The following is a 22,913-nucleotide window of genomic DNA, read 5'->3' as shown; positions in this document are numbered from 1 at the left end:
TTCGTTTGTCGTACTGCCCGCCACGGAATACGCTCAGCCTGTCTTGCGCCGCAGCCGATACACCAGCGTTTCCAGCCGCGTCATGCCGCGCTCGGCGAACTTGGGCTCCTTGTCCAGCGTATCCCGGCGGTAGATCTGTTCCGCCACGCTGTGCGGGCCATATAGCGCCTGCACTTCCGGGTCGGCCACGGAGAACGGCGGGCCGTCCATCTGCGCCTGCTGATAATCCAGCGTGATCAGTAGTCCTTGATAGTCGTCGGGCAATTGCCCGTAGACGTGCTGTACATACGGCCCGCGCATTTCAGGCGGCAGCGCGATCAGGGCTGCTCGGTCGAATACGCCGCGGCATGTTGCCAGCGTCTCGGCGTCCAGCGCGAAGATGTCGCCGCAGATGATTTCTATGTCGCCGGCGACATAATGCTGGCCCATGGCCGACGTTTGCACAGTGGGCTGCAATCCCTGTTCCTGGAAGAACTGCTCGACGGCAAGTGGAGCCAATTCCACGCCCAGCACGCGCAGCCCCTGGTCGGCAAGCCAGCGCATGTCCAGCGTCTTGCCGCACAACGGCACCAGGACACGGCTGCCGCGCGGCAGTTGCAGCATGGGCCAATAGCGTTCCAGCGGCGGCGTCACCCGCGTTTGATGAAAATTGGTGCGCCCATCGCGCCAGCGTTCCAGCCAGAATTCCGCTTCCATGCCGTTCCTTGTCGTTGGAGGTGAGGCCGTGCCGGCCTGGTTCGATGCCGGCCATTGTAGGCACCGTCACGCCGCATTGCAGCCGCTGCTTGACGTAAAGAGAATGATCGTTCTACCATGCGCCATCCATGCAGAGAACGACTATTCTCCTGGCGCCATGAATTCGCACGCATCAGTTTCGGAGCTTCAGGCGCGCCTGCTCGACGCCACCGAACGGCTCGTCTACGCCGACGGCATACACGCCACCGGCATGGACGCCATCGTCAAGACCTCCGGGGTGGCGCGCAAGAGCATCTACCGCCACTACGCGAACAAGGATGACCTGGTGGCCGCGGCGCTGCTGCGGCGCGACGAACGCTGGATGCAATGGCTCATCGACGAGAGTTCCGCGGCAGCTACGCCGGTCGAACGGCTGCTGTCGGTGTTCCCGGCGCTGCAGCGCTGGTTCGAGTCGCCGGACTTCCATGGCTGCGCCTTCATCAACGCGGCCGGCGAGATCGGAGATGCCGGGCACCCGGTACGAGCGGTGTCCCGGTTGCACAAGGAGCGCCTGTACGACTACCTGCGTCATTTGACGGGCGCCTGCTCGTTGAGCGACCCCGACGACACTGCGCGTCAGCTGTTGGTGCTCATCGACGGCGCGATCGCGGTCGCGCTGGTGATGGGCGATCCGACCGCCGCCGCCAGTGCGGGCCGCGCCGCGCAGGTACTGCTGCGCGGCGCGGCCCGCTGACAGATCCCTCCGCGCCCATCCAGGAGCCTTGCCATGTCCGAGTCAAACGAAGTTCGCCCGCCGCTTCCGCCGTTCACGCGCGAAACGGCGATCCAGAAGGTCCGTCTCGCCGAAGACGGTTGGAACAGTCGCGATCCCGCCAAGGTCTCGATGGCCTATACGGTGGATACGCAGTGGCGCAACCGCGCCGAATTCGTGCGCAACCGCGACGAAGCCCGGGCATTCCTCGAGCGCAAATGGGCCAGGGAACTGGACTATCGGCTGATCAAAGAACTGTGGGCCTACACGGAGAATCGCATCGCCGTGCGCTACGCCTATGAGTGGCACGATGATTCCGGCAACTGGTTCCGCTCCTACGGCAACGAGAATTGGGAATTCGGACCTGACGGCTTGATGATCAACCGCTATGCGTGCATCAACGACAAGCCCATCCAGGAGTCCGAGCGCAAGTTCCGTTGGCCGCTGGGCCGGCGTCCCGACGACCATCCCGGGTTGTCCGAATTGGGGCTGTGAAGCGGGCGGGCGAGCCGCGCGGCTAGCAGCGCCATAACCGCGGTCCGCTCTCCGATCGTACGGACGCAGCCGCGCGGCGGCGGGCTTTTACATCTGGTCGCCGCCGTTTCAACCCACACAGGTTCTATACAACCGGCCGCCTTGCGGCATCGGGGCGGCTTCGGTATCTTGCCTGCATGACTCCCGATCCGCAGGGCCATGCCCGGGGCTCGGCCCCGCTTACCGGCCGAGAGCCGTTATTCATCGTGTGGAACCAGGGCTCGGGCAGCCGCGACGCCGAGGTCATACGCTCGACCATACGGCGCGTGCTGGACGAAGCAGGCAGAACCTACGAGCTCATTGCCGTGGACGATGGCCGCAAGCTGGCCGCCGTGGCGCGCCGCGCGGTCGAGACGGCGCGTCAGCGGGGCGGGGTGGTCGTGGCCTGCGGCGGCGACGGCACGCTCAATGCGGTCGCACAGGCCGTGCTGGGCAGCGGCGTCCCATTCGGCATCGTGCCCCAGGGCACGTTCAATTACTTCGGCCGTGCCTACGGCATACCGCAAGATACCGAGATCGCCACGCGCGGCCTGCTGAATGCCCATGTCGAGCCGGTGCAGGTCGGCATGCTGAACAATCGCATTTTCCTGGTCAACGCCAGCCTGGGGCTGTACCCGCAGCTGCTCGAAGACCGCGAAGCCTACAAGCGGCGGTATGGCCGCAGCCGCCTGGTGGCCTTGTGGTCGTGCATCGTCACCCTGCTGCGCCGGGGCCATCGCCGCCTGGCCATCCAGCTCGACAGCGCCGAAGTGCAGCGCGTCATGCGTACGCCCACGCTGGTGGTCGGAAACAACGCTCTGCAGCTGCGCCAGATCGGCATCCCCGAGGCGGACGACATCGAACGCGGCAAGCTGGTCGCCATGACGCCACGGCCGGTCGGGACGCTGGCGCTGTATGGCTTGTTGCTGCGCGGCCTGCTCAGCCGGCTGGGCGAGGCCGAGAACGTCATCAGCTTTCCCTTCGAGCGCATGACCGTGCAACTGGGCCGCCGCCTGCGCCGCCACGACATCAAGGTGGCCATGGACGGCGAGGTCTGCTGGATGCGCGCGCCGCTCGAGTTCCGCGTGTCGCCCCAGGCGCTGATGCTGCTGGTTCCCGCCGAGGAGCATCGCGTGGAGGCGGCATGACGCGGGTGCTGCATATCTCCGATACGCATTTCGGCACCGAGGTGCCTGTGGTGGTGAGGGCCCTGCTGGCGCTGGCGGCCGAGCAGAAGCCGGACGTGGTGCTGCTTGGCGGCGACATCACGCAGCGCGCCCGCCGCGGCCAGTTCTCGGCGGCGCGCAGCTTCATCGAGGCGCTGCAGCTGCCGGTGCTGGTGGTGCCCGGCAATCACGACATCCCTATGTACAACGTGCTCGCGCGCCTGCTGGATCCGTATGGCAACTACCGCCGCGCGCTGGGGCCCGTGCTCGAGCCCGTCTATGAAGACGACCGCCTGCTGGCCATCGGCGTGAACAGCACGCGACCGAAGTATCGCGTCGACGGCGAGGTCTCGCCCGCGCAGGTGCAACGCGTGGCGCAGCGACTGCGCGCGGGGCGTCCAGGACAATTGAAGATCGTCATGCTGCATCACCCTGTGCGGGCCATCGAGCCCACCGACGTAAGCAATCTGGTCGGAGGCCGCGAACTGGCCGTTCCGGCCTGGGTCGACGCCGGCGTCGACCTCGTCCTGGGCGGGCATATCCACCTGCCTTACGTCGTCCCCTTGCATGGCAGCGAAGGCGAGGCGGGACGGCGCGCCTGGGCGGTGCAGGCCGGCACGGCCGTGTCCTACCGCGTGCGCGGCAATGTGCCGAACTCGGTCAATCTCATCTGCCATGAAATGGCAGATGGCGCGTCCCACTGCGAACTGGAGCGCTGGGATTTCCAGGTAAGGCAAGGCGCCTTCACGCGCATCCATTCCACGCCGCTTTGGTAGTCGGGACATGGAACAGACCGCCGCGTGGATCGCAGATCATCCCTTGACCCTGTTCCTGTTGCTGCCCGCGGCGGGGGCGGCGGCCTCCGCTGCCCTGTGGGGCTTGGCCGCGCGCCTGCCAGCGGGCAGGCGTCGCGCGGCGCTGTATGCCAGTCTTGCCGCCATGGCGGCGTTGGTCTTCATCGTTTCTGCCCTGGCCGTGGGCGGCGAGGGCGGCCTGGTGGCCTTCGACATGGCCCTGGCCAGACATCTCGGCCAGACGGTTGCGCCGCGGCTGCTATGGGCGATGGGCTGGTTCACCCATCTGGGGGATCGTGATTTCCTGACCGTCGTGGCGGTGGCCATGACGGTGCTGCTGCTGGCACGGCGACGCTGGGTGCTTGCAGCGGGCTGCGCCGCGGCCACCGCAGGAGGCGGCCTGATGAACATGTTCCTCAAGCGCACGTTCCAGCGTCTGCGGCCCGAGTACGGGCATGACTATGCGATCGTGTCGGGCTGGAGTTTTCCCAGCGGGCATGCGTCGGCCTCGATGGCGGTGTATGGCATGGCCTGCTATCTGTTGCTGCGCGTGCTGCCGCAGCCGTGGAGGCCCGCCTGCGTGGCCGGCGCCGCTGCGCTGATCGTCGCCATCGGGGTCAGTCGCGTGCTGCTGCAGGTGCACTTCGCCAGCGACGTGGCGGCCGGCTTCGCCATCACGGCCCTGTGGCTGGCCTTGTGCGTGGCCGTCATCGAGCGGCGCGCGCCCCGGCCCGCGCAAGGCTGATCATTCCCGCAGGATGCGGATCAGCCCGGCCTCCATTGCCGGATCGTCGTGCGCGGCGGCTCGGTCGCGGCGCGCATAGCGGCCGCCCGCGGCTTCCACCGCAAGGGCCAGCGCGCGGGCGCGCGACTCGGGCAACGGGCTCAGGTCCACGATCAGCTTGCCTGCCACCGCGGCTGCGACGCAGCCGTCGCTGTAGCGCTCGAGCGCCCGGTCGACCTCGTGCTCGTTCGGCAGCGCCAGCACGACGGCGTCCGATTCGCGCAAGACCTCGTCGGCCGTCGCGGCCAGCGTGGCCTGGCCGCGGAACGGCTCGCACCGGCTGTCCAGCCGGTCGTACACGGTAAGCACCACGTCGGGCTGCGCGGCCAGCAGCTGGCGCGCGGCCCGCTGGCCGGGCTCGTCCATTCCGATGATGCCTATGCGCGCCGGAATCATGGCCGTGGTACCGACCAGGTGCTGACGACGTGAGCCACGGGCTCGCCACCCTGTCCGGCATACAACAGCACTTCGCCCGCCGACAGCCTGCCCGCCTTCAGCAGCCGCGCCTCGGCATGCACGGCGGCGGGCGGACTCTTGCGCAGGAAGTTGATGGTGAGGCTCGCGGTGACGGCCTCGGCCTGTCCGGTCGCGCCCACGACGGCCGCATACAGGGCAAGGTCTGCCAATCCCATGAGCATCGGGCCGGCGACGATGCCGCCCAGCCGCTGGTGTCCATCGCTGGCCGGCAGCACCGCGTGCGCCGTGCCGTGCCCAATGGCAGTGATCTCGATGCCCAGCAATTGTGCAAAGGGATGCTGCTCGCGCAGCAGGCGGTGGAAGTCGGCCACGCTGATGCGGGCGGGTGGCGAGTCGGCGTCCGGAATCATGGCTGGCGGTGCTCCAGGGTGTCGCAGAAACTGTCCAGCAGGGGCTGGGCGTGCTGGCCCAGCGACTTGAGCCGCCGCGTGTGGAACAACAGCAGCAGGCCCATCAGATAGGTGAACACATTCATCTGCTCGATCCGCGCGGACCGCGCATCGCCCCGGCCGTCGGCCAGGAGCCCGGCGCCCAGTTGATCCACGCAGGCGCGCAGCCGCGCGTTGAGTTCGTCGTCCGTATCGCGTCCCAGCCCCTGCGGGGCAAGGCCCTTGAACAGGTACATGCCCAGCGACAGCTCGGTCGGCCGCCCGGCGTAATAGTCGAAGAACGCCTGGATCACGCGGCGTGCGGCGCGCCCCGGCGGCGCGGCCTGCAACTCGTGCGTCAGGTGCAGGTGCAGGCGGTCCAGCGACTCGCGCAGCAGCGCGGCGTAGATGGCTTCCTTGCCCGAAAACCACGGATAAATGGCGCCGGTGGTGCATCCCGCCTCCTTGGCGATGGCCCGCATGGTGGTGGACTCGAGTCCGTCGCGGGCGAACGCGCGCTGCGCGGCGTCCAGAATGATCTGGCGACGCAGCGCGATCAAACGGTCGGATCGCGTCGGAGCGGGCAGGTCGGTCATGGACATGAATGTATCGCCGATATCTGAAAATAACAACGTTATGTGCGCCGGTGCTTGTCGCATCGCGTTGTTACATTGCCCTGGGTCGCCAAGCGCGCGGGCGATGCCGTCGCCGCGTCTGTCCCCGCGGTTTAAGCCTGTCCTCAGGCGTGCGGAGCGCTATGTTGCAGCTTTCCAACACGAGTGCCGGAAACCGCGTCTTTTCTGGCCGTGAACGTAGCCAGCCCTGCCAATTTTTGATGCAATAGCGACAACTTCCCTTCGCGGAGTTAGGGGGGCGGCAGGCTTGATTGCTGCGTTGCTGCTCTTGTCACTCAAATCAACGGAGATTTCTTAAATGAAAAAGACTCTGCTCGCTGCCGCCCTGCTCGCCGGCTTCGCTGGCGCCGCCCAGGCAGAAACCTCGGTGACCCTGTACGGCATCATCGACACCGGCATCGGCTACAACCAGCTGGACCTGCCGTCGGGTGATGGCTTCGCCGGCTACGACCACAGCCGCATCGGTATGATCAACGGCGTGCAGAACGGTTCGCGCTGGGGTCTGCGCGGTTCCGAAGATCTGGGTGACGGCCTGCGCGCTGTCTTCCAACTGGAATCGGGCTTCGACTCGAGCACCGGTAACTCGGCTCAAGGCGGCCGCCTGTTCGGTCGTCAAGCCACCGTCGGTCTGGCCAGCAACAGCTGGGGCCAACTGGACTTCGGTCGTCAAACCAACATCGCGTCGAAGTACTTCGGCTCGATCGACCCGTTCGGCGCCGGCTTCGCCCAAGCCAACATCGGCCACGCCTTCAGCGCTGCCAACACCAACCGCTACGACAACATGGTCATGTACCAAACCCCGTCGTTCAGCGGCTTCCAACTGGGTGTTGGCTACTCGTTCAACGTCAGCGGTTCGGGCAACTTCGCCACGGCCGACAACGTCCGCGGCATCACCGCTGGTGCTCGCTACGTCAACGGCCCGCTGCAAGTCGCTCTGGCCTTCGACCAGCTGAACCCGGCTGACGACGACGACGCGACGCCCCGTCAGTACACGATCGGCGCCGCCTACGACTTCGAGGTCGTGAAGCTGGCTCTGGCCTACGCCCGCACCGAAGACGGCTGGTTCGCCGGCCAAGGTCCTGGCGCCCCGACCGGTGGCGTGCCGTCCTACACCCTGCCCAACGGCAGCACCGTGACGGCTTCGTACCCGACCTACAGCTTCGCTGACGGCTTCCGCGCCAACTCGTACATGGTCGGTCTGACCGCCCCGCTGGGCGGCGCTACCAGCCTGTTCGGTTCGTGGCAGATGATCGATCCCAAGAACGACAACCTGACCGGCGGCGACGAAACCAGCAACGTGTTCAGCCTGGGCGCCACCTACGACCTGTCGAAGCGCACCAACCTGTACCTGTACGGTTCGTACGCCAAGAACGCTCTGTTCATCGACGACGCCAAGAGCACCGCTGCCGGCGTCGGTATCCGCCACCGCTTCTAATCGTGCGCGGGGCGCAAGCCCTGCCTCGATACGCATGGCATGAACGGGCTTCCCGCCCGTTCGTCAAAAAAGCCACCCAATGGGTGGCTTTTTCCATGAATGGAACAGTGCTTCCTAGTAAGTGGGTTCAGCCGTAAGTAACCGTGCGAATGCTACAATCTGAAGGTTTGCGCATTTGACGGACGCATCATGAACCTGCAACAGTACTTTCCCGTCCTGCTGTTCATCGTAGTGGCTACCCTGATCGGGTTTGCCCTGTTGACGGCGGGCTCTCTGCTAGGGCCGCGGCGTCCGTATGCCGAAAAGCTCTCGCCTTACGAGTGCGGCTTCGAGGCCTTCGAAGACGCCCGGATGAAGTTCGACGTGCGCTACTACCTCGTCGCCATCCTCTTCATCCTGTTCGACCTGGAAATCGCCTTCTTGTTCCCCTGGGCCATCGCCCAGGGCACCGTGGGCCTGGTCGGTTTCTGGACCGTCATGGTTTTCCTGGCCGTGCTGACGGTGGGCTTCATCTACGAATGGAAAAAGGGCGCGCTCGACTGGGAGTAAGGGGTTGACCCGGCGGGCATCCCGCCACCTCCCGCAGGCACGCTATCAGGAACGAATATGGCTATAGACGGCATTCTCAAGCAAGGCTTCATCACCACCAGCGCCGACAAGTTCATCAACTGGGCCAAGACCGGCTCGATGTGGCCCATGACTTTCGGCCTGGCCTGTTGCGCGGTCGAAATGATGCACGCCGGCGCGGCGCGCTACGACCTGGACCAGTTCGGCATCATCTTCCGCCCCAGCCCGCGCCAATCCGACCTGATGATCGTGGCCGGCACGCTGTGCAACAAGATGGCGCCCGCGCTGCGCAAGGTCTACGACCAGATGCCCGAACCGCGCTGGGTCGTTTCCATGGGCTCCTGTGCCAATGGCGGCGGCTATTACCACTACTCGTATTCGGTGGTGCGCGGCTGCGATCGCATCGTGCCGGTCGACGTCTACGTGCCGGGCTGCCCGCCCACGGCCGAGGCCCTGGTCTACGGATTACTGCAGATGCAGAACAAGATCCGCCTGACCAACACCATCGCGCGCTAGTCCCTGCGCGCTCCGTAGTGTCAGGCGGTTGTCGCCGTTCTCACGAACCGGCGGCGAAGCTGTGTATCGGTTTATCTATGCGTACATGATGATGACCAGGCTCGAAACCCTGAAAACCCATTTGCAGGCCGCGTTCGGCCAGGAAGTCGCCCTGAGCGAGGCGCTGGGCGAACTCACGCTCGAAGTGCCTGCCGAACAATGGTTCGCCGCCTGCACCAAGCTGCGCACCGACCCGGGCCTGCGCTTCGAAAGCTGCGTCGACCTTTGCGGCGTCGACTACCTGACCTGGGGCAACGGCACGCGCGTCGTGCGCTCAGGCCAGTCGGGCGGCGTGCAGCGCGGCCGCTACGCCGTGGTGCTGCACCTGCTGTCCATCGAGCACAACTGGCGCCTGCGGGTGCGCACGTTCGCGCCCGATGACGAGTTCCCCATGGTGGCCTCGCTGCTCGAGTGCTGGCCCGGCGTCAACTGGTACGAGCGCGAAGCGTTCGACCTGTACGGCATCATCTTCGAAGGTCACCCCGACCTGCGCCGCATTCTCACCGACTACGGCTTCATCGGCCATCCGTTCCGCAAGGACTTCCCGCTGACCGGCACCGTCGAGATGCGCTACGACCCCGAGCAGAAGCGCGTCATCTACCAGCCCGTCACCATCGAGCCGCGCGAGATCAATCCGCGCGTGGTGCGCGAAGACTCCTACGGCATGGGGCGCTGAAAACATCATGGCAGAAATCAAGAACTACACCCTCAACTTCGGTCCGCAGCACCCGGCCGCGCACGGCGTGCTGCGCCTGGTGCTCGAACTGGACGGCGAGGTCATCCAGCGCGCCGACCCGCACATCGGGCTTTTGCACCGCGCCACCGAAAAGCTGGCCGAGCACAAGACCTTCATCCAGGCGCTGCCCTACATGGACCGCCTGGACTACGTCTCGATGATGTGCAACGAGCACGCGTACGTCATGGCCATCGAGAAGCTGCTGGGCATCGAGCCGCCGCTGCGCGCGCAGTACATCCGCGTGATGTTCGACGAGATCACGCGCATCCTGAACCACCTGATGTCGCTGGGTTCGCATGCGCTGGACGTCGGCGCCATGGCCGTCTTCCTGTACGCCTTCCGCGAACGTGAAGACCTGATGGACTGCTACGAGGCGGTGTCGGGGGCGCGCATGCACGCGGCCTACTATCGGCCGGGCGGCGTCTACCGCGACCTGCCGGATTCCATGCCGCAGTTCCAGGGTGACAACAAGTACCGCAGCGACAAGGAAATCAAGGCCATCAACGCGGCCCGCTCGGGCTCGCTGCTCGACTTCATCGAAGACTTCACCAACCGCTTCCCGGCCTGCGTCGACGAGTACGAAACCCTGCTCACCGACAATCGTATCTGGAAGCAGCGCCTGGTCGGCATCGGCGTGGTCGATCCCGAGCGCGCCAAGGCGCTGGGTTTCACGGGCCCCATGCTGCGTGGTTCGGGCGTGGCCTGGGACCTGCGCAAGACGCAGCCCTACGAGGTCTACGACCTGGTCGATTTCGACGTGCCGGTCGGCGTGAACGGCGACTGCTACGACCGCTACCTGGTGCGCGTGGCCGAGCTGCGCGAAAGCAACCGCATCATCCGCCAGTGCATCGAGTGGCTGCGCAACAATCCCGGCCCGGTCATGATCGACAACCACAAGGTTGCCCCGCCCAAGCGCACGGCCATGAAAACCAACATGGAAGAGCTGATCCACCACTTCAAGCTCTTCACCGAAGGTTTCCACGTGCCTCCTGGCGAGGCCTACTGCGCGGTCGAGCACCCGAAGGGCGAGTTCGGCATCTACCTGGTGGCCGACGGCGCGAACAAGCCGTACCGCCTGAAGATCCGCGCGCCCGGTTTCGCCCACCTGCAATCGCTCGATGAAATGTCGCGCGGCCACATGATCGCCGACGCCGTCACCATCATCGGTACGCAGGACATCGTTTTCGGCGAGATCGATCGCTGACGGTCCGCCGCCAGTACAGAGCGCCCGTATAAAACCCGGATTCCCATCATGCTGCTTTCCGAACAGGCCTACCAGAAAATCGACCGAGAACTCGCCAAGTTCCCGGCCGACCAGCGGCAGTCCGCCATCATGGCCGCGCTTGCCATCGCGCAAGAAGAAAAGGGCTGGCTGCCGACCGACATCATCGAAGACGTGGCGAAGTACATCGGCGTGCCGCCGATCGCCGTGCAGGAAGTCGCCACCTTCTACAACATGTTCGACGTTGCCCCGGTGGGCACGCACAAGATCGCCGTCTGCACCAACTTGCCCTGTGCCTTGCGCGACGGCGAGCGTGCCGGCGACTATCTCAAGCGCAAGCTGGGCGTCGACTACCGCGAGACCACGGCCGACGGCAGATTCACGCTGATCGAAGGCGAGTGCATGGGCGCCTGCGGCGATTCGCCGGTCGTGATCGTCAACAACAAGCATATGTGCGTGCGCATGACCGAACAGAAACTGGACGCGCTGATCGACACCCTGAAGGGAGAATCGGCATGAACGCGCCCGACCTGTACAAGAACCTGGCGCAAGGCCTCGATCCGAATCCCGCCAACGACCTCGTCACGTCGATGTGCCTGCACGGCCGGCACATCCAGCCGCAGATCCTGGACGGGCTGGACGGCAGCAACTGGCGCCTTGAAGACTACGTCCAGCGCGGCGGCTACGAAGCCCTGCGCAAGATCCTGACCACGGGCATGAAGCCCGAGGACGTCATTGCCGAAGTCAAGGCCTCGGGCCTGCGCGGCCGTGGCGGCGCGGGCTTTCCCACCGGCCTGAAGTGGAGCTTCATGCCGCGCGCCTTCCCGGGCCAGAAGTACCTGGTGTGCAACTCCGACGAGGGCGAACCGGGCACGTTCAAGGATCGCGACATCCTGCGCTTCAACCCGCACATCGTCATCGAGGGCATGGCCATCGCCGCCTTCGCGATGGGCATCAGCGTGGGCTACAACTACATCCACGGCGAGATCTTCGAGGTCTACCAGCGCTTCGAGGAAGCCCTCGAAGAGGCGCGCGCCGCGGGCTTCCTGGGCGACAAGCTGTTCGGCTCCGACTTCAGCTTCCAGCTGCATGCCTTCCATGGCTACGGCGCCTACATCTGCGGCGAGGAAACCGCGCTGCTGGAATCGCTCGAAGGCAAGAAGGGGCAGCCGCGCTTCAAGCCGCCGTTCCCGGCCAGCTTCGGCCTGTACGGCAAGCCCACCACCATCAACAACACCGAGACCTTCGCGGCGGTGCCCTGGATCATCCGCAATGGCGGCCAGGCCTACCTCGAGATCGGCAAGCCCAACAACGGCGGCACCAAAATCTTCTCGATCACCGGCGACGTCGAGCGGCCGGGCAACTACGAGATTCCGCTGGGCACGCCTTTCTCCAAGCTGCTCGAACTGGCGGGCGGCATGCGCGGCGGCAAGAAGCTCAAGGCGGTCATCCCCGGCGGCTCCAGCGCCCCGGTGCTGCCGGCCGACATCATGATGGAATGCACCATGGACTATGACTCCATCGCCAAGGCCGGCTCCATGCTGGGCTCGGGCGCGGTCATCGTCATGGACGAGACGCGCTGCATGGTCAAGTCGCTGCTGCGCCTGTCGTACTTCTATTTCGAGGAAAGCTGCGGCCAGTGCACGCCGTGCCGCGAAGGCACCGGCTGGCTGTACCGCATGGTGCACCGTATCGAGAACGGCCATGGCCGCCCAGAAGATCTCGACCTGCTCGACAACGTGGCGAGCAACATCATGGGCCGCACGATCTGCGCCCTGGGAGATGCCGCGGCCATGCCGGTGCGCGGTTTCATCAAGCATTTTCGCGAAGAATTCGCGCACCACATCGAGCACAAGTCTTGTGTGGTCCCGCAATATCTGTAGGCGTCAGGAACAGCAATGGTTGAACTAACCGTCGACGGCAACAAGGTCGAAGTACCCGAGGGCAGCATGGTCATGCATGCGGCCCAGAAGATCGGGCTCTACGTGCCGCATTTCTGCTACCACAAGAAGCTGTCCATCGCGGCCAACTGCCGCATGTGCCTGGTCGAGGTCGAGAAGGCGCCCAAGGCGCTGCCGGCCTGCGCCACGCCCGTCACCAATGGCATGGTGGTGCACACCGCTTCCGAGAAGGCCAAGGCCGCCCAGAAGTCGGTCATGGAATTCCTGCTGATCAATCACCCGCTCGACTGCCCGATCTGTGACCAGGGCGGCGAATGCCAGCTGCAGGACCTGGCCGTGGGCTACGGCGGCTCTTCTTCGCGCTATCACGAAGAAAAGCGCGTGGTGTTCCACAAGGACCTGGGCCCGCTGGTCTCGGCCGAGGAAATGACGCGCTGCATCCACTGCACCCGCTGCGTGCGCTTCGGCCAGGAAATCGCCGGCGTCATGGAGCTGGGCATGCTGGGCCGCGGCGAGCATTCCGAGATCACCACGTTCGTGGGCCGCGCCATCGAGTCCGAGCTGTCGGGCAACATGATCGACATCTGCCCGGTCGGCGCGCTGACGTCCAAGCCGTTCCGCTACAGCGCCCGCACCTGGGAACTGGCGCGCCGCCGTTCGATCAGCCCGCACGACAGCGTGGGCGCCAACCTGGTGGTGCAGGTCAAGGGCGACCGCGTCATGCGCGTCGTGCCCTTCGAGAACGAGGCCGTAAACGAATGCTGGATCAGCGATCGCGACCGCTTCTCGTACGAAGGTCTGAACAGCGAAGACCGCCTGGCCTCGCCCATGATCAAGGGCGCCGACGGCAAGTGGCAGGAGGCCTCGTGGGCCGACGCGCTGCAGGCCGTGGCGCAAGGCCTGTCGCGCGTGCGTGACGGCTTCGGCGCCGGCCAGATCGGCGCGCTGGCGTCCGAGTACGCCACCACCGAAGAATACGCGCTGCTGGGCCGCCTGGTGCGCGCCCTGGGCTCCGAGAACATCGACTTCCGCCTGCGCCAGACCGACCCGGCCTTCGACGCCGCCCTGTCGGGCGCGCCGTGGCTGGGCATGCCGATCGCCGAGATCGACAACCTGGATCGCGTGCTGGTGGTGGGCTCGTTCCTGCGCAAGGACCATCCGCTCATCGCGCAGCGCCTGCGCCAGGCTGCCAAGCGCGGCACGCAGATCTCGCTGATCGACGGCGCCGCCGACGATCCGCTGCTGCCCGTCACCGCGCGCGTCACCGTGGCGCCGTCGGGTCTGGCGGTCGCGCTGGCCGAAGTGGCCGTGGCGCTGGCGCAAGCCAAGGAACAATCCGTGCCCGCCGAGTTCGCTTCGGTCGTGCCCGGCGAGAACGCCAAGCTCATCGCGGCCAGCCTCGCTTCGGGCGGCAACGTCGCCGTGCTGCTGGGCAACCTGGCCGTGGCCTCGCCGCAAGCCTCCACGCTGGCGGCCAACGCCAGCGCGCTGGCCGGCCTGGCGGGCGGCAAGTTCGGCTTCCTCACCGCCGGCGGCAATACGGTCGGCGGCTATCTGGCCGGCGCCGTGCCGGGGCAGGGCGGCAAGTCGGCCGCGGCCATGCTGGCCGAACCGCTGAAGGCCTATGTGGTGCTGCACGCCGAGCCGCTCCTGGACGCCGACAACGGTCCGCAGGCGCTGGCCGCGCTGCGCGCCGCGCAGTTCGCGGTGGCGCTCACGCCTTACCGCTCGGCCGCGCAGGACTGGGCCGACGTCATGCTGCCGGTGGCGCCGTTCACCGAAACCTCGGGCACCTACGTCAACGCGCAGGGCGCCGCACAAAGCTTCAAGGGCACGGTCCAGCCGTACGGCCAGACCCGTCCGGGCTGGAAGGTGCTGCGCGTGCTGGGCAACGTGCTGCAACTGCCGGGCTTCGATGACGAAACGTCCGAATCCGTGCGCGACACGGTGCTGGCCGGCGGCTTCGAAAGCCGTCTGTCCAACGCCATCAAGGCGACGCCGGGCCTGGGCAAGACCCTTTCCGGCCTCGAGCGCCTGGCTGACGTGCCCATCTACCGTACGGACGCCATCGTGCGTCGTTCCGAACCGCTGCAGGCCGCTCCGGCCTCGCGCGTGCCGGGCGCGCGCATGAACGGCCGCACGCTGGCCCAGTTGGGCCTGACGGCCGGCATCAAGGTGCGCGTGTCCACGCCGGCCGGTTCGGCCGAGCTGGAGACGGTGCAGGACGACGCGGTCGCCGACCGCGCCGTGCGCATCGCCGCGGCCTGGGAACAGACCGCCCCCCTGGGCGGCGCATTCGGTGAAATCAGCGTGGAGCGTGCCTGATGGACTGGCTTAACGTACTCGAAGGCCACGGCACGGCGCTGCTGGGCCCGACGGCATGGCTGGTGGTCTGGACGATCGTGAAGATCGTCGTGATCGCCGTGCCCATCATCCTGTGCGTGGCATATCTCACGTACTGGGAACGCAAGATGATCGGCTGGATGCACGTCCGCCTGGGGCCGACCCGCGTCGGCTTCAAGGGCCTGCTGCAGCCGTTCGCCGACGTGTTCAAGCTGCTTACCAAAGAAGTGGTGGTGCCCAGCGAGGCCAACAAGGTGCTGTTCGTGGTGGCGCCGGTGGTCACGCTGATGCCGGCGCTGGCCGCGTGGGCGGTGGTGCCGTTCGGTCCCGAAGTGGTGCTGGCCAACGTCAATGCCGGCCTGCTGTACGTCATGGCCATCACGTCCATCGGCGTGTACGGCGTGATCGTGGCCGGCTGGGCGTCGAACTCCAAGTACGCGTTTCTGGGCGCGCTGCGCGCCTCGGCGCAGATGGTGTCGTACGAACTGGCCATCGGCTTCGTGCTGGTCACCGTGCTGCTGGTATCGGGCAGCCTCAACATGAGCGAGATCGTGTTGGGGCAGAACCGCGGCTGGTTCGCCGAGCGCGGCCTGTCGTTCATGTCCTGGAACTGGCTGCCGCTGTTGCCGCTGTTCGTCATCTACGTCATCTCGGCCGTCGCCGAAACCAACCGCCACCCGTTCGACGTGGTCGAAGGCGAGTCGGAAATCGTGGCCGGCCACATGGTCGAATACTCCGGCATGGCGTTCGCGCTGTTCTTCCTGGGCGAATACGCCAACATGATCCTGCTGTCCTGCATGGCCGCGATCATGTTCCTGGGCGGCTGGATGCCCCCGCTGGACATCGCGCCGCTGACGTGGATTCCGGGCTGGATCTGGCTGGGCATCAAGACCTTCTTCGTGGTCTCGCTCTTCGTGTGGTTCCGCGCGTCGTTCCCGCGCTACCGCTACGACCAGATCATGCGCCTGGGCTGGAAGATTTTCATCCCGCTGACCGGCGTGTGGCTGGTCGTCGTGGCGATCTGGATGCAGACGCCCTGGAACATTTGGCGCTGAGGCGCCGGGTCGAGGCAGGATTATGGAAGCGATCAAGGATTTTTTCGGCAGCCTGCTGCTGTCCGAGCTCATCAAGGGCATGCGCCTGACGGGCAAATATTTCTTCAAGCGCAAGGTCACCCTGCGCTATCCCATGGAAAAGACGCCGGCGTCGCCGCGTTTCCGTGGCCTGCATGCGCTGCGCCGCTACCCCAACGGGGAAGAGCGCTGCATCGCGTGCAAACTGTGCGAAGCCGTGTGCCCGGCCCTGGCCATCACCATCGAGTCGGACGTGCGCGATGACGGCACCCGCCGCACCACGCGCTACGACATCGACCTGACCAAGTGCATCTTCTGCGGATTCTGCGAGGAAAGCTGTCCGGTCGACTCGATCGTGGAAACCCACATCCACGAATACCACGGCGAAAAGCGCGGCGACCTGTACTTCACCAAGGACATGCTGCTGGCCGTGGGCGACCGCTACGAAGCCGAGATCGCCCAACGCCGGGCCGCAGACGCGCCTTACCGTTGACCGACAGGGCCTGATTCCATGACTTTCACTTCTGTCCTGTTCTACATCCTGGCCGCCGTACTGGTGGTGGCTGCATTCCGCGTCATCAGCGCGCGCAGCCCGGTCACCGCCGTGATGCACCTGATCCTCGCCTTCGCCAACGCAGCCATGCTGTGGATGCTGCTGGGCGCCGAATTCCTGGCGCTGCTGCTGGTGCTGGTCTACGTGGGCGCCGTGATGGTGCTGTTCCTGTTCGTGGTGATGATGCTCGACATCCGCGTCGACCATCTGCGCCGCGGCCTGAAGACCTACCTGCCGCTGGGCCTGGTGGTCGGCGGCATCATGGTGCTCGAGATGGCCTTCGTGCTGGGCGCCACCTGGAGCACCGCCGGGCCCCAGGCCCCCACGGGCGAGGACTACAACAACGCCCGCGCGCTGGGTGAACTCATGTACACGCAATACGTGTACGCGGTCGAGGTCGGCGCCGCGCTGCTGCTGGTCGGCATGATCGCCGCCATCGCGCTGACGCTGCGCGGCCGCCGCGACGTCAAGTACAACGATCCCGCCGCCGCCGTGCGCGTGCGCGCCAAGGATCGCTTCCGCATGGTCAAGATGCAGGCCCAGAGCGCCCGTGCGCAGGGTCAGGCCGCGGCGCCTTCCGACGCCGCCGCCCAAGGAGAAAAGCAATGACGCTGACGCTGGCCCACTATCTGATCCTGGGGGCGATCCTGTTCGCCATCGGCATCTTCGGCATCTTCCTGAACCGCCGCAACCTGATCATCCTGCTGATGTCCGTCGAGCTGATGCTCCTGGCCGTCAACATGAACTTCGTGGCGTTTTCCACGTGGTACGGCGACGCCGCCGGCCAGGTGTTCGTGTTCTTCATCCTGACCGTGGCCGCCGCCGAGGCCGCCATCGGCCTGGCGATCCTGGTGCTGCTGTTCCGCAACCTGAGCACGATCAACGTTGACGAACTCGATCGCCTGAAGGGCTGACGGGGTATCGGAAGAATATGTCTAACACTAGCTCCCCCAATCTGTACCTGCTGATCGCGCTGGCCCCGCTGGCCGGCGCCATACTGGCGGGCCTGTTCGGCACAGGCTTTCTTGGCCGCCCCATCGGTCGCCGCGGCTCGCACATCATCACCATCCTGGGCGTCCTCGTCTCGGCCATCGGCTCGGTGGTCGTGCTGGGCGACGTGCTGAACGGCGTTCGCTTCGACGGCAACGTCTACACCTGGACCCTGATCGGCAACACCGAGCTCTCCATCGGCTTCCTGATCGATCCGCTGTCGGCCATGATGATGGTCGTGGTCACCTCCGTGTCGCTGATGGTGCACATCTACACCATCGGCTACATGGCCGACGATCCCGGCTACCAGCGCTTCTTCGCGTACATCTCGCTGTTCACGTTCTCGATGCTGATGCTGGTCATGTCCAACAACATGGTCCAGCTGTTCTTCGGCTGGGAGGCGGTCGGGCTGGTGTCGTACCTGCTGATCGGCTTCTGGTACACGCGTCCCACCGCGATCTTCGCCAACATGAAGGCGTTCCTGATCAACCGCGTGGGCGACTTCGGCTTCGTGCTGGGCATTGGCCTGCTGTTCGCGTCTGTCGGCTCCATGCACTACGGCGACGTGTTCGGCCAGGCCGCGCGCCTGGGCACCGAAGCCTTCCCGGGCACCGACTGGAACCTCATCACCGTAGCCTGCATCTGCCTGTTCATCGGCGCCATGGGCAAGTCGGCCCAGGTGCCGCTGCACGCCTGGCTGCCCGACTCGATGGAAGGCCCCACGCCGATCTCGGCGCTGATCCACGCGGCCACCATGGTGACCGCGGGCATCTTCATGGTGGCGCGCTTCTCGCCGCTGTTCGAGCTGTCCGACACCGCGCTGTCCTTCATCATCGTGATCGGCGCGATCGGCGCGCTGTTCCTGGGCATCCTGGGCATCATCCAGAACGACATCAAGCGCGTGGTGGCGTATTCCACGCTGTCGCAGCTGGGGTACATGACCGTGGCGCTGGGCGCATCGGCCTACTCGGTGGCGATCTTCCACCTGATGACGCACGCGTTCTTCAAGGCGCTGCTGTTCCTGGGCGCGGGCTCGGTCATCATCGGCATGCACCACGACCAGGACATCCGCAACATGGGCGGCCTGCGCAAGTACATGCCCATCACCTGGATCACCTTCCTGCTGGGCACGCTGGCGCTGGTGGGCACGCCGTTCTTCTCGGGTTTCTACTCGAAGGAACACATCATCGAGGCGGCCGGAGCCGCCGAGGTGTGGGGCGCCAGCTTCGCCTACTACGCCACGCTGATCGGCGTGTTCGTCACCTCGCTGTACTCGTTCCGCGTGTACTTCCTGGTGTTCCATGGCAAAGAGCGGTTCCCGGACCACGGACACGACCATGGCCACGATGCCCACGGGCATGACGCGCACGGCCATGATGCCCACCACGATGACCACGGCCACGGCCACCACGGCGGCAAGCCGCACGAGTCGCCCTGGGTGGTCACGCTGCCGCTGCTGCTGCTGGCCATTCCGTCGGTCGTCATCGGCGCCTGGGTGGTCGATCCGATGCTGTTCGGCTCGTTCTTCGACGGCGCCATCACCGTGCTGCCGCAGCACCCGGCCATGGCCGACCTGGGCGAGCACTGGCACGACTGGGTGGCCTACGGCCTGCACGCCTTCGTCACCGCGCCGTTCTGGCTGGTGGTCGCCGGCGCCGTCGTGGCCTGGTACTGCTACCTGATCAATCCCAAGGTGCCGGCCGCGATCTACTCCAGCCTGTCCGGCGTGATCCGCGTGCTCGAGAACAAGTACTACGTCGACTGGGTCAACGAGCAGATCATCGCGCGCGGCGCGCGCTGCCTGGGCCGCGGCCTGTGGCAGACCGGCGACCGCGGGCTGATCGACGGCGTGCTGGTCAACGGTTCGGCCCGCGTGGTCGGCTGGGTGGCCGCCATCAGCCGCCACCTGCAGTCCGGCTTCATCTACCACTACGCGTTCGCGATGATCGTCGGCATCATGGCGCTGGTGACTTTCTTTGTGCTGATTCCCCAATGATGGCAAGCGAGATGGCATCCAACAACTTTCCCTGGCTCACGCTTGCGATCTTCGTTCCGATCGTATTCGGTCTGCTGGTGCTGGCGCTGGGTCGCGACGAGAACCCGGGACTGGCGCGCAAGCTCTCGCTGCTGGGCGCGATAGTCGGCTTCCTCGTCACCATCCCGCTGTACACCGGCTTCGACAACACCACCGCGGCGATGCAGTTCGTCGAGAAGGCCTCTTGGATCTCGGCGTTCAACGCCAACTACCACCTCGGCGTGGACGGCATCTCGCTGTGGTTCGTGCTGCTCACCGCCTTCATCACCATCATCGTGGTGGTGGCGGGCTGGGAGGTCATCACCAGCCGCGTGGCGCAGTACATGGCCGCGTTCCTGATCCTGTCGGGCCTGATGATCGGCGTGTTCGCCGCGCTGGACGGCCTGCTGTTCTACGTGTTCTTCGAAGCCACGCTGATCCCGATGTACATCATCGTGGGCGTGTGGGGCGGCCCGAACCGCGTGTACGCGGCGTTCAAGTTCTTCCTGTACACCCTGATGGGCTCGCTGCTGACGCTGGTGGCCTTCATCTACCTGTGGAACGTCTCGGGCGGTTCGTTCGACATCCTCACGTGGCACCAGACCAAGCTGGGCTACACGCCGCAGATCCTGATCTTCCTGGCGCTGTTGGCCGCCTTCGCCGTCAAGGTGCCGATGTGGCCGGTGCACACGTGGCTGCCCGACGCCCACGTCGAGGCACCCACCGGCGGCTCGGTGGTGCTGGCGGCCATCATGCTGAAGCTGGGCGCCTACGGCTTCCTGCGCTTCTCGCTGCCCATCACTCCCGATGCCTCGCACGAACTGGCCGGACTGATCATCGCGCTGTCGCTCATCGCGGTCATCTACATCGGGCTGGTCGCCATCGTCCAGGACGACATGAAGAAGCTGGTGGCGTACTCGTCCGTGGCGCACATGGGCTTCGTCACCCTGGGCTTCTTCATCTTCAACACGGCCGGCGTCGAAGGCGCCATCGTGCAGATGGTGTCGCACGGTTTCGTGTCGGGCGCGATGTTCCTGTGCATCGGCGTGCTGTATGACCGCATGCACTCGCGCCGCATCGCCGACTACGGCGGCGTCATCAACGTGATGCCGCGCTTCGTCACGTTCTTCGTGCTGTTCTCGATGGCCAACAGCGGCCTGCCCGCCACCAGCGGGTTCGTCGGCGAGTTCATGGTCATCATGGGCGCGGTCGAGCACAACTTCTGGGTGGGCCTGCTGGCCGCCACGGCGCTGATCCTGGGCGCGTCCTACTCGCTCTGGATGGTCAAGCGGGTGGCGTTCGGCGACGTCGCCAACGACCACGTGCGAGAACTCACCGACATCAATGGCCGCGAGTTCCTGCTTCTGGGAATCATGGCGATCGCCGTGTTGTACATGGGTATCTATCCCAAGCCCTTCACCGACGTGATGCACGTGTCGGTCGAGGCCCTGCTGCAACACGTGGCCGTCTCGAAACTGTAAGACCTGGATAATGATGCAATCCCACATCGATTTCGCCCTGGCGCTGCCCGAGATCCTGTTGCTGGTCATGGGGCTGGCCATCCTCATCGCCGACGTGATGAGCAGCCATCCCGAGCGCAAGACCACCTTCGTCCTGACGCTGCTGACGCTGGGCGTGCTGACCGTGGTGTCGGCGATCCAGTGGAGCGACGGCGTGCAGGGCAAGACCTTCCACGGCCTGTACGTCACCGATTCGCTGTCCCACCTGCTGAAGATCGCGTCGTACCTGTCGGTCGCGGCCACGCTGATCTACGGCCGCGTCTATGCGCAGGCCCGCGACATGATGCGCGGCGGCGAGCTGTACGTGCTGACGCTGTTCGCGCTGCTGGGCCAGATGGTGATGGTGTCTTCGGGCAACCTGCTGTCCATCTACCTGGGCCTGGAACTGATGTCGCTGGCCCTGTATGCGCTGATCGCGCTGCGCCGTGACGACGCGGTGGCCACCGAGGCCGCCATGAAGTACTTCGTGCTGGGCGCGCTGGCCTCGGGCTTTCTGCTGTACGGCATGTCCATGGTGTACGGCGCCACCGGCCACCTCGACCTGACCGAAGTCGCGGCCACCATCCAGGCGGGCCAGGCGCAGCAGATGGCGCTGGTGTTCGGCGTGGTGTTCCTGGTTGCCGGCCTGGCGTTCAAGCTGGGCGCCGCGCCGTTCCACATGTGGGTGCCCGACGTCTATCACGGCTCGCCCACCGCGGTCACGCTGATCCTGGGCGCCGCGCCCAAGCTGGCCGCCTTCGCCATCACGCTGCGCCTGCTGGTGGATGGCCTGCACGGCCTGGCGGCCGACTGGCAGCCGATGCTGATGATCCTGGCCGTGCTGTCGCTGGCGGTAGGCAACCTGACGGCCATCGTGCAAAGCAACTTCAAGCGCATGCTGGCCTATTCCACCATCTCGCACACCGGCTTCATCCTGCTGGGCCTGCTGTCTGGCGTGGTCGAGGGCAAGCCCGAGGCCGCGGCCACCGCGTACGGCGCTTCGCTGTTCTACATGCTGACCTACGTGCTGACCACGCTGGCCAGCTTCGGCATCATCCTGCTGCTGTCGCGGCAGGGTTTCGAGTGCGAGCAGATCGACGACCTGAAGGGCCTGAACCGCCGCAGCCCGTGGCGCGCCGCCATCATCCTGGTGCTGATGTTCTCGCTGGCGGGCCTGCCGCCGATGGTGGGCTTCGCCGCCAAGCTGGTGGTGCTGCAGGCCGTGATCGACGCGGGCCACATCGGCCTTGCGGTCGTCGCGGTCCTGTTCTCGCTGATCGGCGCCTTCTACTACCTGCGTGTGGTGAAGGTGGTGTACTTCGACGAGCCGGTCGCCGAAGTGGCTGCGTCGTCGGCGTCGGCCGGGCATCGCGGTGTCATGTCGCTCAACGGCCTGCTGATCCTGGTGTTGGGTATCGTGCCCGGCGGCTTGCTGGCCCTGTGCGTGCAGGCCATCCAGACGTCGCTGCTGCCTTGAGGCTGGGAGCGTGAACCAGACCGTCGCCGTCTGGCTGCTCATCGCGCTGGCCCTGGTCAGCGCGAACCTGCCTTTCCTTACCGAGCGTGTCTTTGCCGTGCTGCCCTGGAAACAGGGCGGCGTGCCGGTCGCCAAGCCGTTCTGGCTGCGGCTTGCCGAGGTGCTGGTGTCCTATCTGCTGGTCGGCTGCCTGGGATTCGCGTTCGAAAGCGCGCTGGGCAACCGGTTCGGCCAGACCTGGGAGTTCTACGCCATCACCCTGTGCCTGTACCTCGTCCTGGGGTATCCGGGCTTCGTCTACAGGTATCTCTTCCGCCGGCCTCGCGCGACCTAGCGCGAGCGGGTCCGCGCCCATGCGCGGGCA

General features: G+C 65.8%; 25 protein-coding genes. 21 read left to right on the top strand and 4 right to left on the bottom strand.

Annotated elements, in window-relative coordinates:
• Positions 1-33: 33 nt before the first annotated feature.
• On the bottom strand, positions 34-696 hold the full coding sequence (locus tag CAL15_RS17320) for a thiopurine S-methyltransferase (RefSeq protein ID WP_086079731.1): 663 nt from the start codon (positions 694-696) through the stop codon (positions 34-36).
• Between CAL15_RS17320 and CAL15_RS17315 the strand changes: the two genes are divergently transcribed.
• The 5 genes from CAL15_RS17315 to CAL15_RS17295 all read left to right on the top strand — a co-directional run bounded on the left by CAL15_RS17315 (position 695) and on the right by CAL15_RS17295 (position 4,665).
• Complete coding sequence (locus tag CAL15_RS17315; protein ID WP_332455550.1) at positions 695-1,429, top strand: TetR/AcrR family transcriptional regulator; 735 nt, start codon at positions 695-697, stop codon at positions 1,427-1,429. The genes CAL15_RS17320 and CAL15_RS17315 overlap by 2 nt on opposite strands.
• 33 nt (positions 1,430-1,462) lie before the next feature.
• Positions 1,463-1,942 carry a nuclear transport factor 2 family protein gene (locus tag CAL15_RS17310; protein ID WP_086079729.1) on the top strand — a complete coding sequence of 160 codons (480 nt, stop codon included), beginning with the start codon at positions 1,463-1,465 and terminating at the stop codon, positions 1,940-1,942.
• A 176-nt stretch (positions 1,943-2,118) separates the two neighbouring features.
• Positions 2,119-3,108 carry a diacylglycerol/lipid kinase family protein gene (locus CAL15_RS17305; protein ID WP_086079728.1) on the top strand — a complete coding sequence of 330 codons (990 nt, stop codon included), beginning with the start codon at positions 2,119-2,121 and terminating at the stop codon, positions 3,106-3,108.
• Entirely contained in the window at positions 3,105-3,902 is a 798-nt protein-coding gene (locus CAL15_RS17300) for a metallophosphoesterase family protein (protein ID WP_086079727.1), read from the top strand. Before CAL15_RS17305 ends, CAL15_RS17300 begins: the two co-directional genes overlap by 4 nt.
• 7 nt (positions 3,903-3,909) lie before the next feature.
• Positions 3,910-4,665 (top strand): phosphatase PAP2 family protein, encoded by a 756-nt coding sequence (locus tag CAL15_RS17295; protein WP_086079726.1) that lies wholly within the window; start codon positions 3,910-3,912, stop codon positions 4,663-4,665.
• Here CAL15_RS17295 and CAL15_RS17290 read toward each other — a convergent pair whose 3' ends face one another.
• From CAL15_RS17290 to CAL15_RS17280, 3 genes are read right to left on the bottom strand one after another with little or no spacing between them, the layout of a single operon-like run.
• Positions 4,666-5,097 carry an NAD(P)-binding domain-containing protein gene (locus CAL15_RS17290; RefSeq protein WP_086081160.1) on the bottom strand — a complete coding sequence of 144 codons (432 nt, stop codon included), beginning with the start codon at positions 5,095-5,097 and terminating at the stop codon, positions 4,666-4,668.
• On the bottom strand, positions 5,097-5,531 hold the full coding sequence (locus CAL15_RS17285; protein ID WP_086079725.1) for a PaaI family thioesterase: 435 nt from the start codon (positions 5,529-5,531) through the stop codon (positions 5,097-5,099). Before CAL15_RS17285 ends, CAL15_RS17290 begins: the two co-directional genes overlap by 1 nt.
• Positions 5,528-6,145, bottom strand: a complete 618-nt coding sequence (locus tag CAL15_RS17280; protein WP_086081159.1) for a TetR/AcrR family transcriptional regulator — start codon at positions 6,143-6,145, stop codon at positions 5,528-5,530. Before CAL15_RS17280 ends, CAL15_RS17285 begins: the two co-directional genes overlap by 4 nt.
• 337 nt (positions 6,146-6,482) lie before the next feature.
• Between CAL15_RS17280 and CAL15_RS17275 the strand changes: the two genes are divergently transcribed.
• From CAL15_RS17275 to CAL15_RS17200, 16 genes are all read left to right on the top strand, one after another.
• Positions 6,483-7,619, top strand: a complete 1,137-nt coding sequence (locus CAL15_RS17275) for a porin (protein ID WP_086079724.1) — start codon at positions 6,483-6,485, stop codon at positions 7,617-7,619.
• A gap of 189 nt (positions 7,620-7,808) precedes the next feature.
• Positions 7,809-8,168: an NADH-quinone oxidoreductase subunit A gene (locus CAL15_RS17270; RefSeq protein WP_006217959.1), complete on the top strand. Its 360-nt coding sequence runs from the start codon at positions 7,809-7,811 to the stop codon at positions 8,166-8,168.
• Between the two features lie 57 nt (positions 8,169-8,225).
• Positions 8,226-8,702 carry a NuoB/complex I 20 kDa subunit family protein gene (locus tag CAL15_RS17265; protein WP_066132774.1) on the top strand — a complete coding sequence of 159 codons (477 nt, stop codon included), beginning with the start codon at positions 8,226-8,228 and terminating at the stop codon, positions 8,700-8,702.
• Positions 8,703-8,787: 85 nt separating this feature from the next.
• The gene (locus CAL15_RS17260) at positions 8,788-9,417 is read left to right on the top strand and encodes an NADH-quinone oxidoreductase subunit C (RefSeq protein ID WP_086081158.1); all 630 of its coding nucleotides are present in this window, start codon (positions 8,788-8,790) and stop codon (positions 9,415-9,417) included.
• A 7-nt stretch (positions 9,418-9,424) separates the two neighbouring features.
• A complete protein-coding gene (locus CAL15_RS17255; protein ID WP_086079723.1) occupies positions 9,425-10,681 on the top strand; it encodes an NADH-quinone oxidoreductase subunit D in 1,257 nt (418 codons plus the stop codon).
• A gap of 48 nt (positions 10,682-10,729) precedes the next feature.
• Positions 10,730-11,218 (top strand): NADH-quinone oxidoreductase subunit NuoE, encoded by a 489-nt coding sequence (nuoE, locus tag CAL15_RS17250; RefSeq protein WP_086079722.1) that lies wholly within the window; start codon positions 10,730-10,732, stop codon positions 11,216-11,218.
• Positions 11,215-12,582, top strand: a complete 1,368-nt coding sequence (nuoF, locus tag CAL15_RS17245) for an NADH-quinone oxidoreductase subunit NuoF (protein WP_086079721.1) — start codon at positions 11,215-11,217, stop codon at positions 12,580-12,582. The genes nuoE and nuoF overlap by 4 nt, the downstream gene beginning before the upstream one ends.
• Before the next feature lie 15 nt (positions 12,583-12,597).
• A complete protein-coding gene (nuoG, locus tag CAL15_RS17240) occupies positions 12,598-14,925 on the top strand; it encodes an NADH-quinone oxidoreductase subunit NuoG (protein WP_086079720.1) in 2,328 nt (775 codons plus the stop codon).
• Positions 14,925-15,998 carry an NADH-quinone oxidoreductase subunit NuoH gene (nuoH, locus tag CAL15_RS17235; RefSeq protein ID WP_086079719.1) on the top strand — a complete coding sequence of 358 codons (1,074 nt, stop codon included), beginning with the start codon at positions 14,925-14,927 and terminating at the stop codon, positions 15,996-15,998. Before nuoG ends, nuoH begins: the two co-directional genes overlap by 1 nt.
• 22 nt (positions 15,999-16,020) lie before the next feature.
• Positions 16,021-16,509, top strand: coding sequence for an NADH-quinone oxidoreductase subunit NuoI (gene nuoI / locus CAL15_RS17230; protein ID WP_086079718.1), 489 nt, complete (start codon positions 16,021-16,023; stop codon positions 16,507-16,509).
• Positions 16,510-16,527: 18 nt separating this feature from the next.
• Positions 16,528-17,178 (top strand): NADH-quinone oxidoreductase subunit J, encoded by a 651-nt coding sequence (locus CAL15_RS17225; protein WP_086079717.1) that lies wholly within the window; start codon positions 16,528-16,530, stop codon positions 17,176-17,178.
• On the top strand, positions 17,175-17,483 hold the full coding sequence (gene nuoK / locus CAL15_RS17220) for an NADH-quinone oxidoreductase subunit NuoK (RefSeq protein ID WP_086079716.1): 309 nt from the start codon (positions 17,175-17,177) through the stop codon (positions 17,481-17,483). Before CAL15_RS17225 ends, nuoK begins: the two co-directional genes overlap by 4 nt.
• A gap of 17 nt (positions 17,484-17,500) precedes the next feature.
• On the top strand, positions 17,501-19,555 hold the full coding sequence (gene nuoL, locus CAL15_RS17215) for an NADH-quinone oxidoreductase subunit L (RefSeq protein ID WP_086079715.1): 2,055 nt from the start codon (positions 17,501-17,503) through the stop codon (positions 19,553-19,555).
• Complete coding sequence (locus CAL15_RS17210) at positions 19,552-21,054, top strand: NADH-quinone oxidoreductase subunit M (protein WP_086079714.1); 1,503 nt, start codon at positions 19,552-19,554, stop codon at positions 21,052-21,054. The genes nuoL and CAL15_RS17210 overlap by 4 nt, the downstream gene beginning before the upstream one ends.
• 10 nt (positions 21,055-21,064) lie before the next feature.
• Positions 21,065-22,549 carry an NADH-quinone oxidoreductase subunit NuoN gene (gene nuoN, locus CAL15_RS17205; RefSeq protein ID WP_086079713.1) on the top strand — a complete coding sequence of 495 codons (1,485 nt, stop codon included), beginning with the start codon at positions 21,065-21,067 and terminating at the stop codon, positions 22,547-22,549.
• 10 nt (positions 22,550-22,559) lie between these two features.
• Entirely contained in the window at positions 22,560-22,883 is a 324-nt protein-coding gene (locus tag CAL15_RS17200; RefSeq protein ID WP_086079712.1) for a DUF2818 family protein, read from the top strand.
• The last annotated feature ends 30 nt before the right edge of the window (positions 22,884-22,913 follow it).

Source organism: Bordetella genomosp. 13 (genome assembly GCF_002119665.1).
Taxonomy (GTDB): Bacteria; Pseudomonadota; Gammaproteobacteria; order Burkholderiales; family Burkholderiaceae_B; genus Bordetella.
This window is presented reverse-complemented; position numbering and strand designations above follow the sequence as displayed.

What these genes read in the sequence shown, in the direction of transcription:
- nuoF (WP_086079721.1), top strand. Translation starts at nt 11,215, where the DNA reads ATGAACGCGCCCGACCTGTACAAGAACCTGGCGCAAGGCCTCGATCCG.
- CAL15_RS17305 (WP_086079728.1), top strand. Translation starts at nt 2,119, where the DNA reads ATGACTCCCGATCCGCAGGGCCATGCCCGGGGCTCGGCCCCGCTTACC.
- CAL15_RS17295 (WP_086079726.1), top strand. Translation starts at nt 3,910, where the DNA reads ATGGAACAGACCGCCGCGTGGATCGCAGATCATCCCTTGACCCTGTTC.
- nuoG (WP_086079720.1), top strand. Translation starts at nt 12,598, where the DNA reads ATGGTTGAACTAACCGTCGACGGCAACAAGGTCGAAGTACCCGAGGGC.
- nuoK (WP_086079716.1), top strand. Translation starts at nt 17,175, where the DNA reads ATGACGCTGACGCTGGCCCACTATCTGATCCTGGGGGCGATCCTGTTC.
- CAL15_RS17300 (WP_086079727.1), top strand. Translation starts at nt 3,105, where the DNA reads ATGACGCGGGTGCTGCATATCTCCGATACGCATTTCGGCACCGAGGTG.
- nuoH (WP_086079719.1), top strand. Translation starts at nt 14,925, where the DNA reads ATGGACTGGCTTAACGTACTCGAAGGCCACGGCACGGCGCTGCTGGGC.
- CAL15_RS17320 (WP_086079731.1), bottom strand. Translation starts at nt 696, where the DNA reads ATGGAAGCGGAATTCTGGCTGGAACGCTGGCGCGATGGGCGCACCAAT.
- CAL15_RS17280 (WP_086081159.1), bottom strand. Translation starts at nt 6,145, where the DNA reads ATGACCGACCTGCCCGCTCCGACGCGATCCGACCGTTTGATCGCGCTG.
- CAL15_RS17265 (WP_066132774.1), top strand. Translation starts at nt 8,226, where the DNA reads ATGGCTATAGACGGCATTCTCAAGCAAGGCTTCATCACCACCAGCGCC.
- CAL15_RS17275 (WP_086079724.1), top strand. Translation starts at nt 6,483, where the DNA reads ATGAAAAAGACTCTGCTCGCTGCCGCCCTGCTCGCCGGCTTCGCTGGC.
- nuoI (WP_086079718.1), top strand. Translation starts at nt 16,021, where the DNA reads ATGGAAGCGATCAAGGATTTTTTCGGCAGCCTGCTGCTGTCCGAGCTC.
- CAL15_RS17225 (WP_086079717.1), top strand. Translation starts at nt 16,528, where the DNA reads ATGACTTTCACTTCTGTCCTGTTCTACATCCTGGCCGCCGTACTGGTG.
- nuoE (WP_086079722.1), top strand. Translation starts at nt 10,730, where the DNA reads ATGCTGCTTTCCGAACAGGCCTACCAGAAAATCGACCGAGAACTCGCC.
- CAL15_RS17260 (WP_086081158.1), top strand. Translation starts at nt 8,788, where the DNA reads ATGATGATGACCAGGCTCGAAACCCTGAAAACCCATTTGCAGGCCGCG.
- CAL15_RS17255 (WP_086079723.1), top strand. Translation starts at nt 9,425, where the DNA reads ATGGCAGAAATCAAGAACTACACCCTCAACTTCGGTCCGCAGCACCCG.
- CAL15_RS17270 (WP_006217959.1), top strand. Translation starts at nt 7,809, where the DNA reads ATGAACCTGCAACAGTACTTTCCCGTCCTGCTGTTCATCGTAGTGGCT.
- CAL15_RS17310 (WP_086079729.1), top strand. Translation starts at nt 1,463, where the DNA reads ATGTCCGAGTCAAACGAAGTTCGCCCGCCGCTTCCGCCGTTCACGCGC.
- CAL15_RS17210 (WP_086079714.1), top strand. Translation starts at nt 19,552, where the DNA reads ATGATGGCAAGCGAGATGGCATCCAACAACTTTCCCTGGCTCACGCTT.
- CAL15_RS17285 (WP_086079725.1), bottom strand. Translation starts at nt 5,531, where the DNA reads ATGATTCCGGACGCCGACTCGCCACCCGCCCGCATCAGCGTGGCCGAC.
- CAL15_RS17315 (WP_332455550.1), top strand. Translation starts at nt 695, where the DNA reads ATGCCGTTCCTTGTCGTTGGAGGTGAGGCCGTGCCGGCCTGGTTCGAT.
- nuoL (WP_086079715.1), top strand. Translation starts at nt 17,501, where the DNA reads ATGTCTAACACTAGCTCCCCCAATCTGTACCTGCTGATCGCGCTGGCC.
- nuoN (WP_086079713.1), top strand. Translation starts at nt 21,065, where the DNA reads ATGATGCAATCCCACATCGATTTCGCCCTGGCGCTGCCCGAGATCCTG.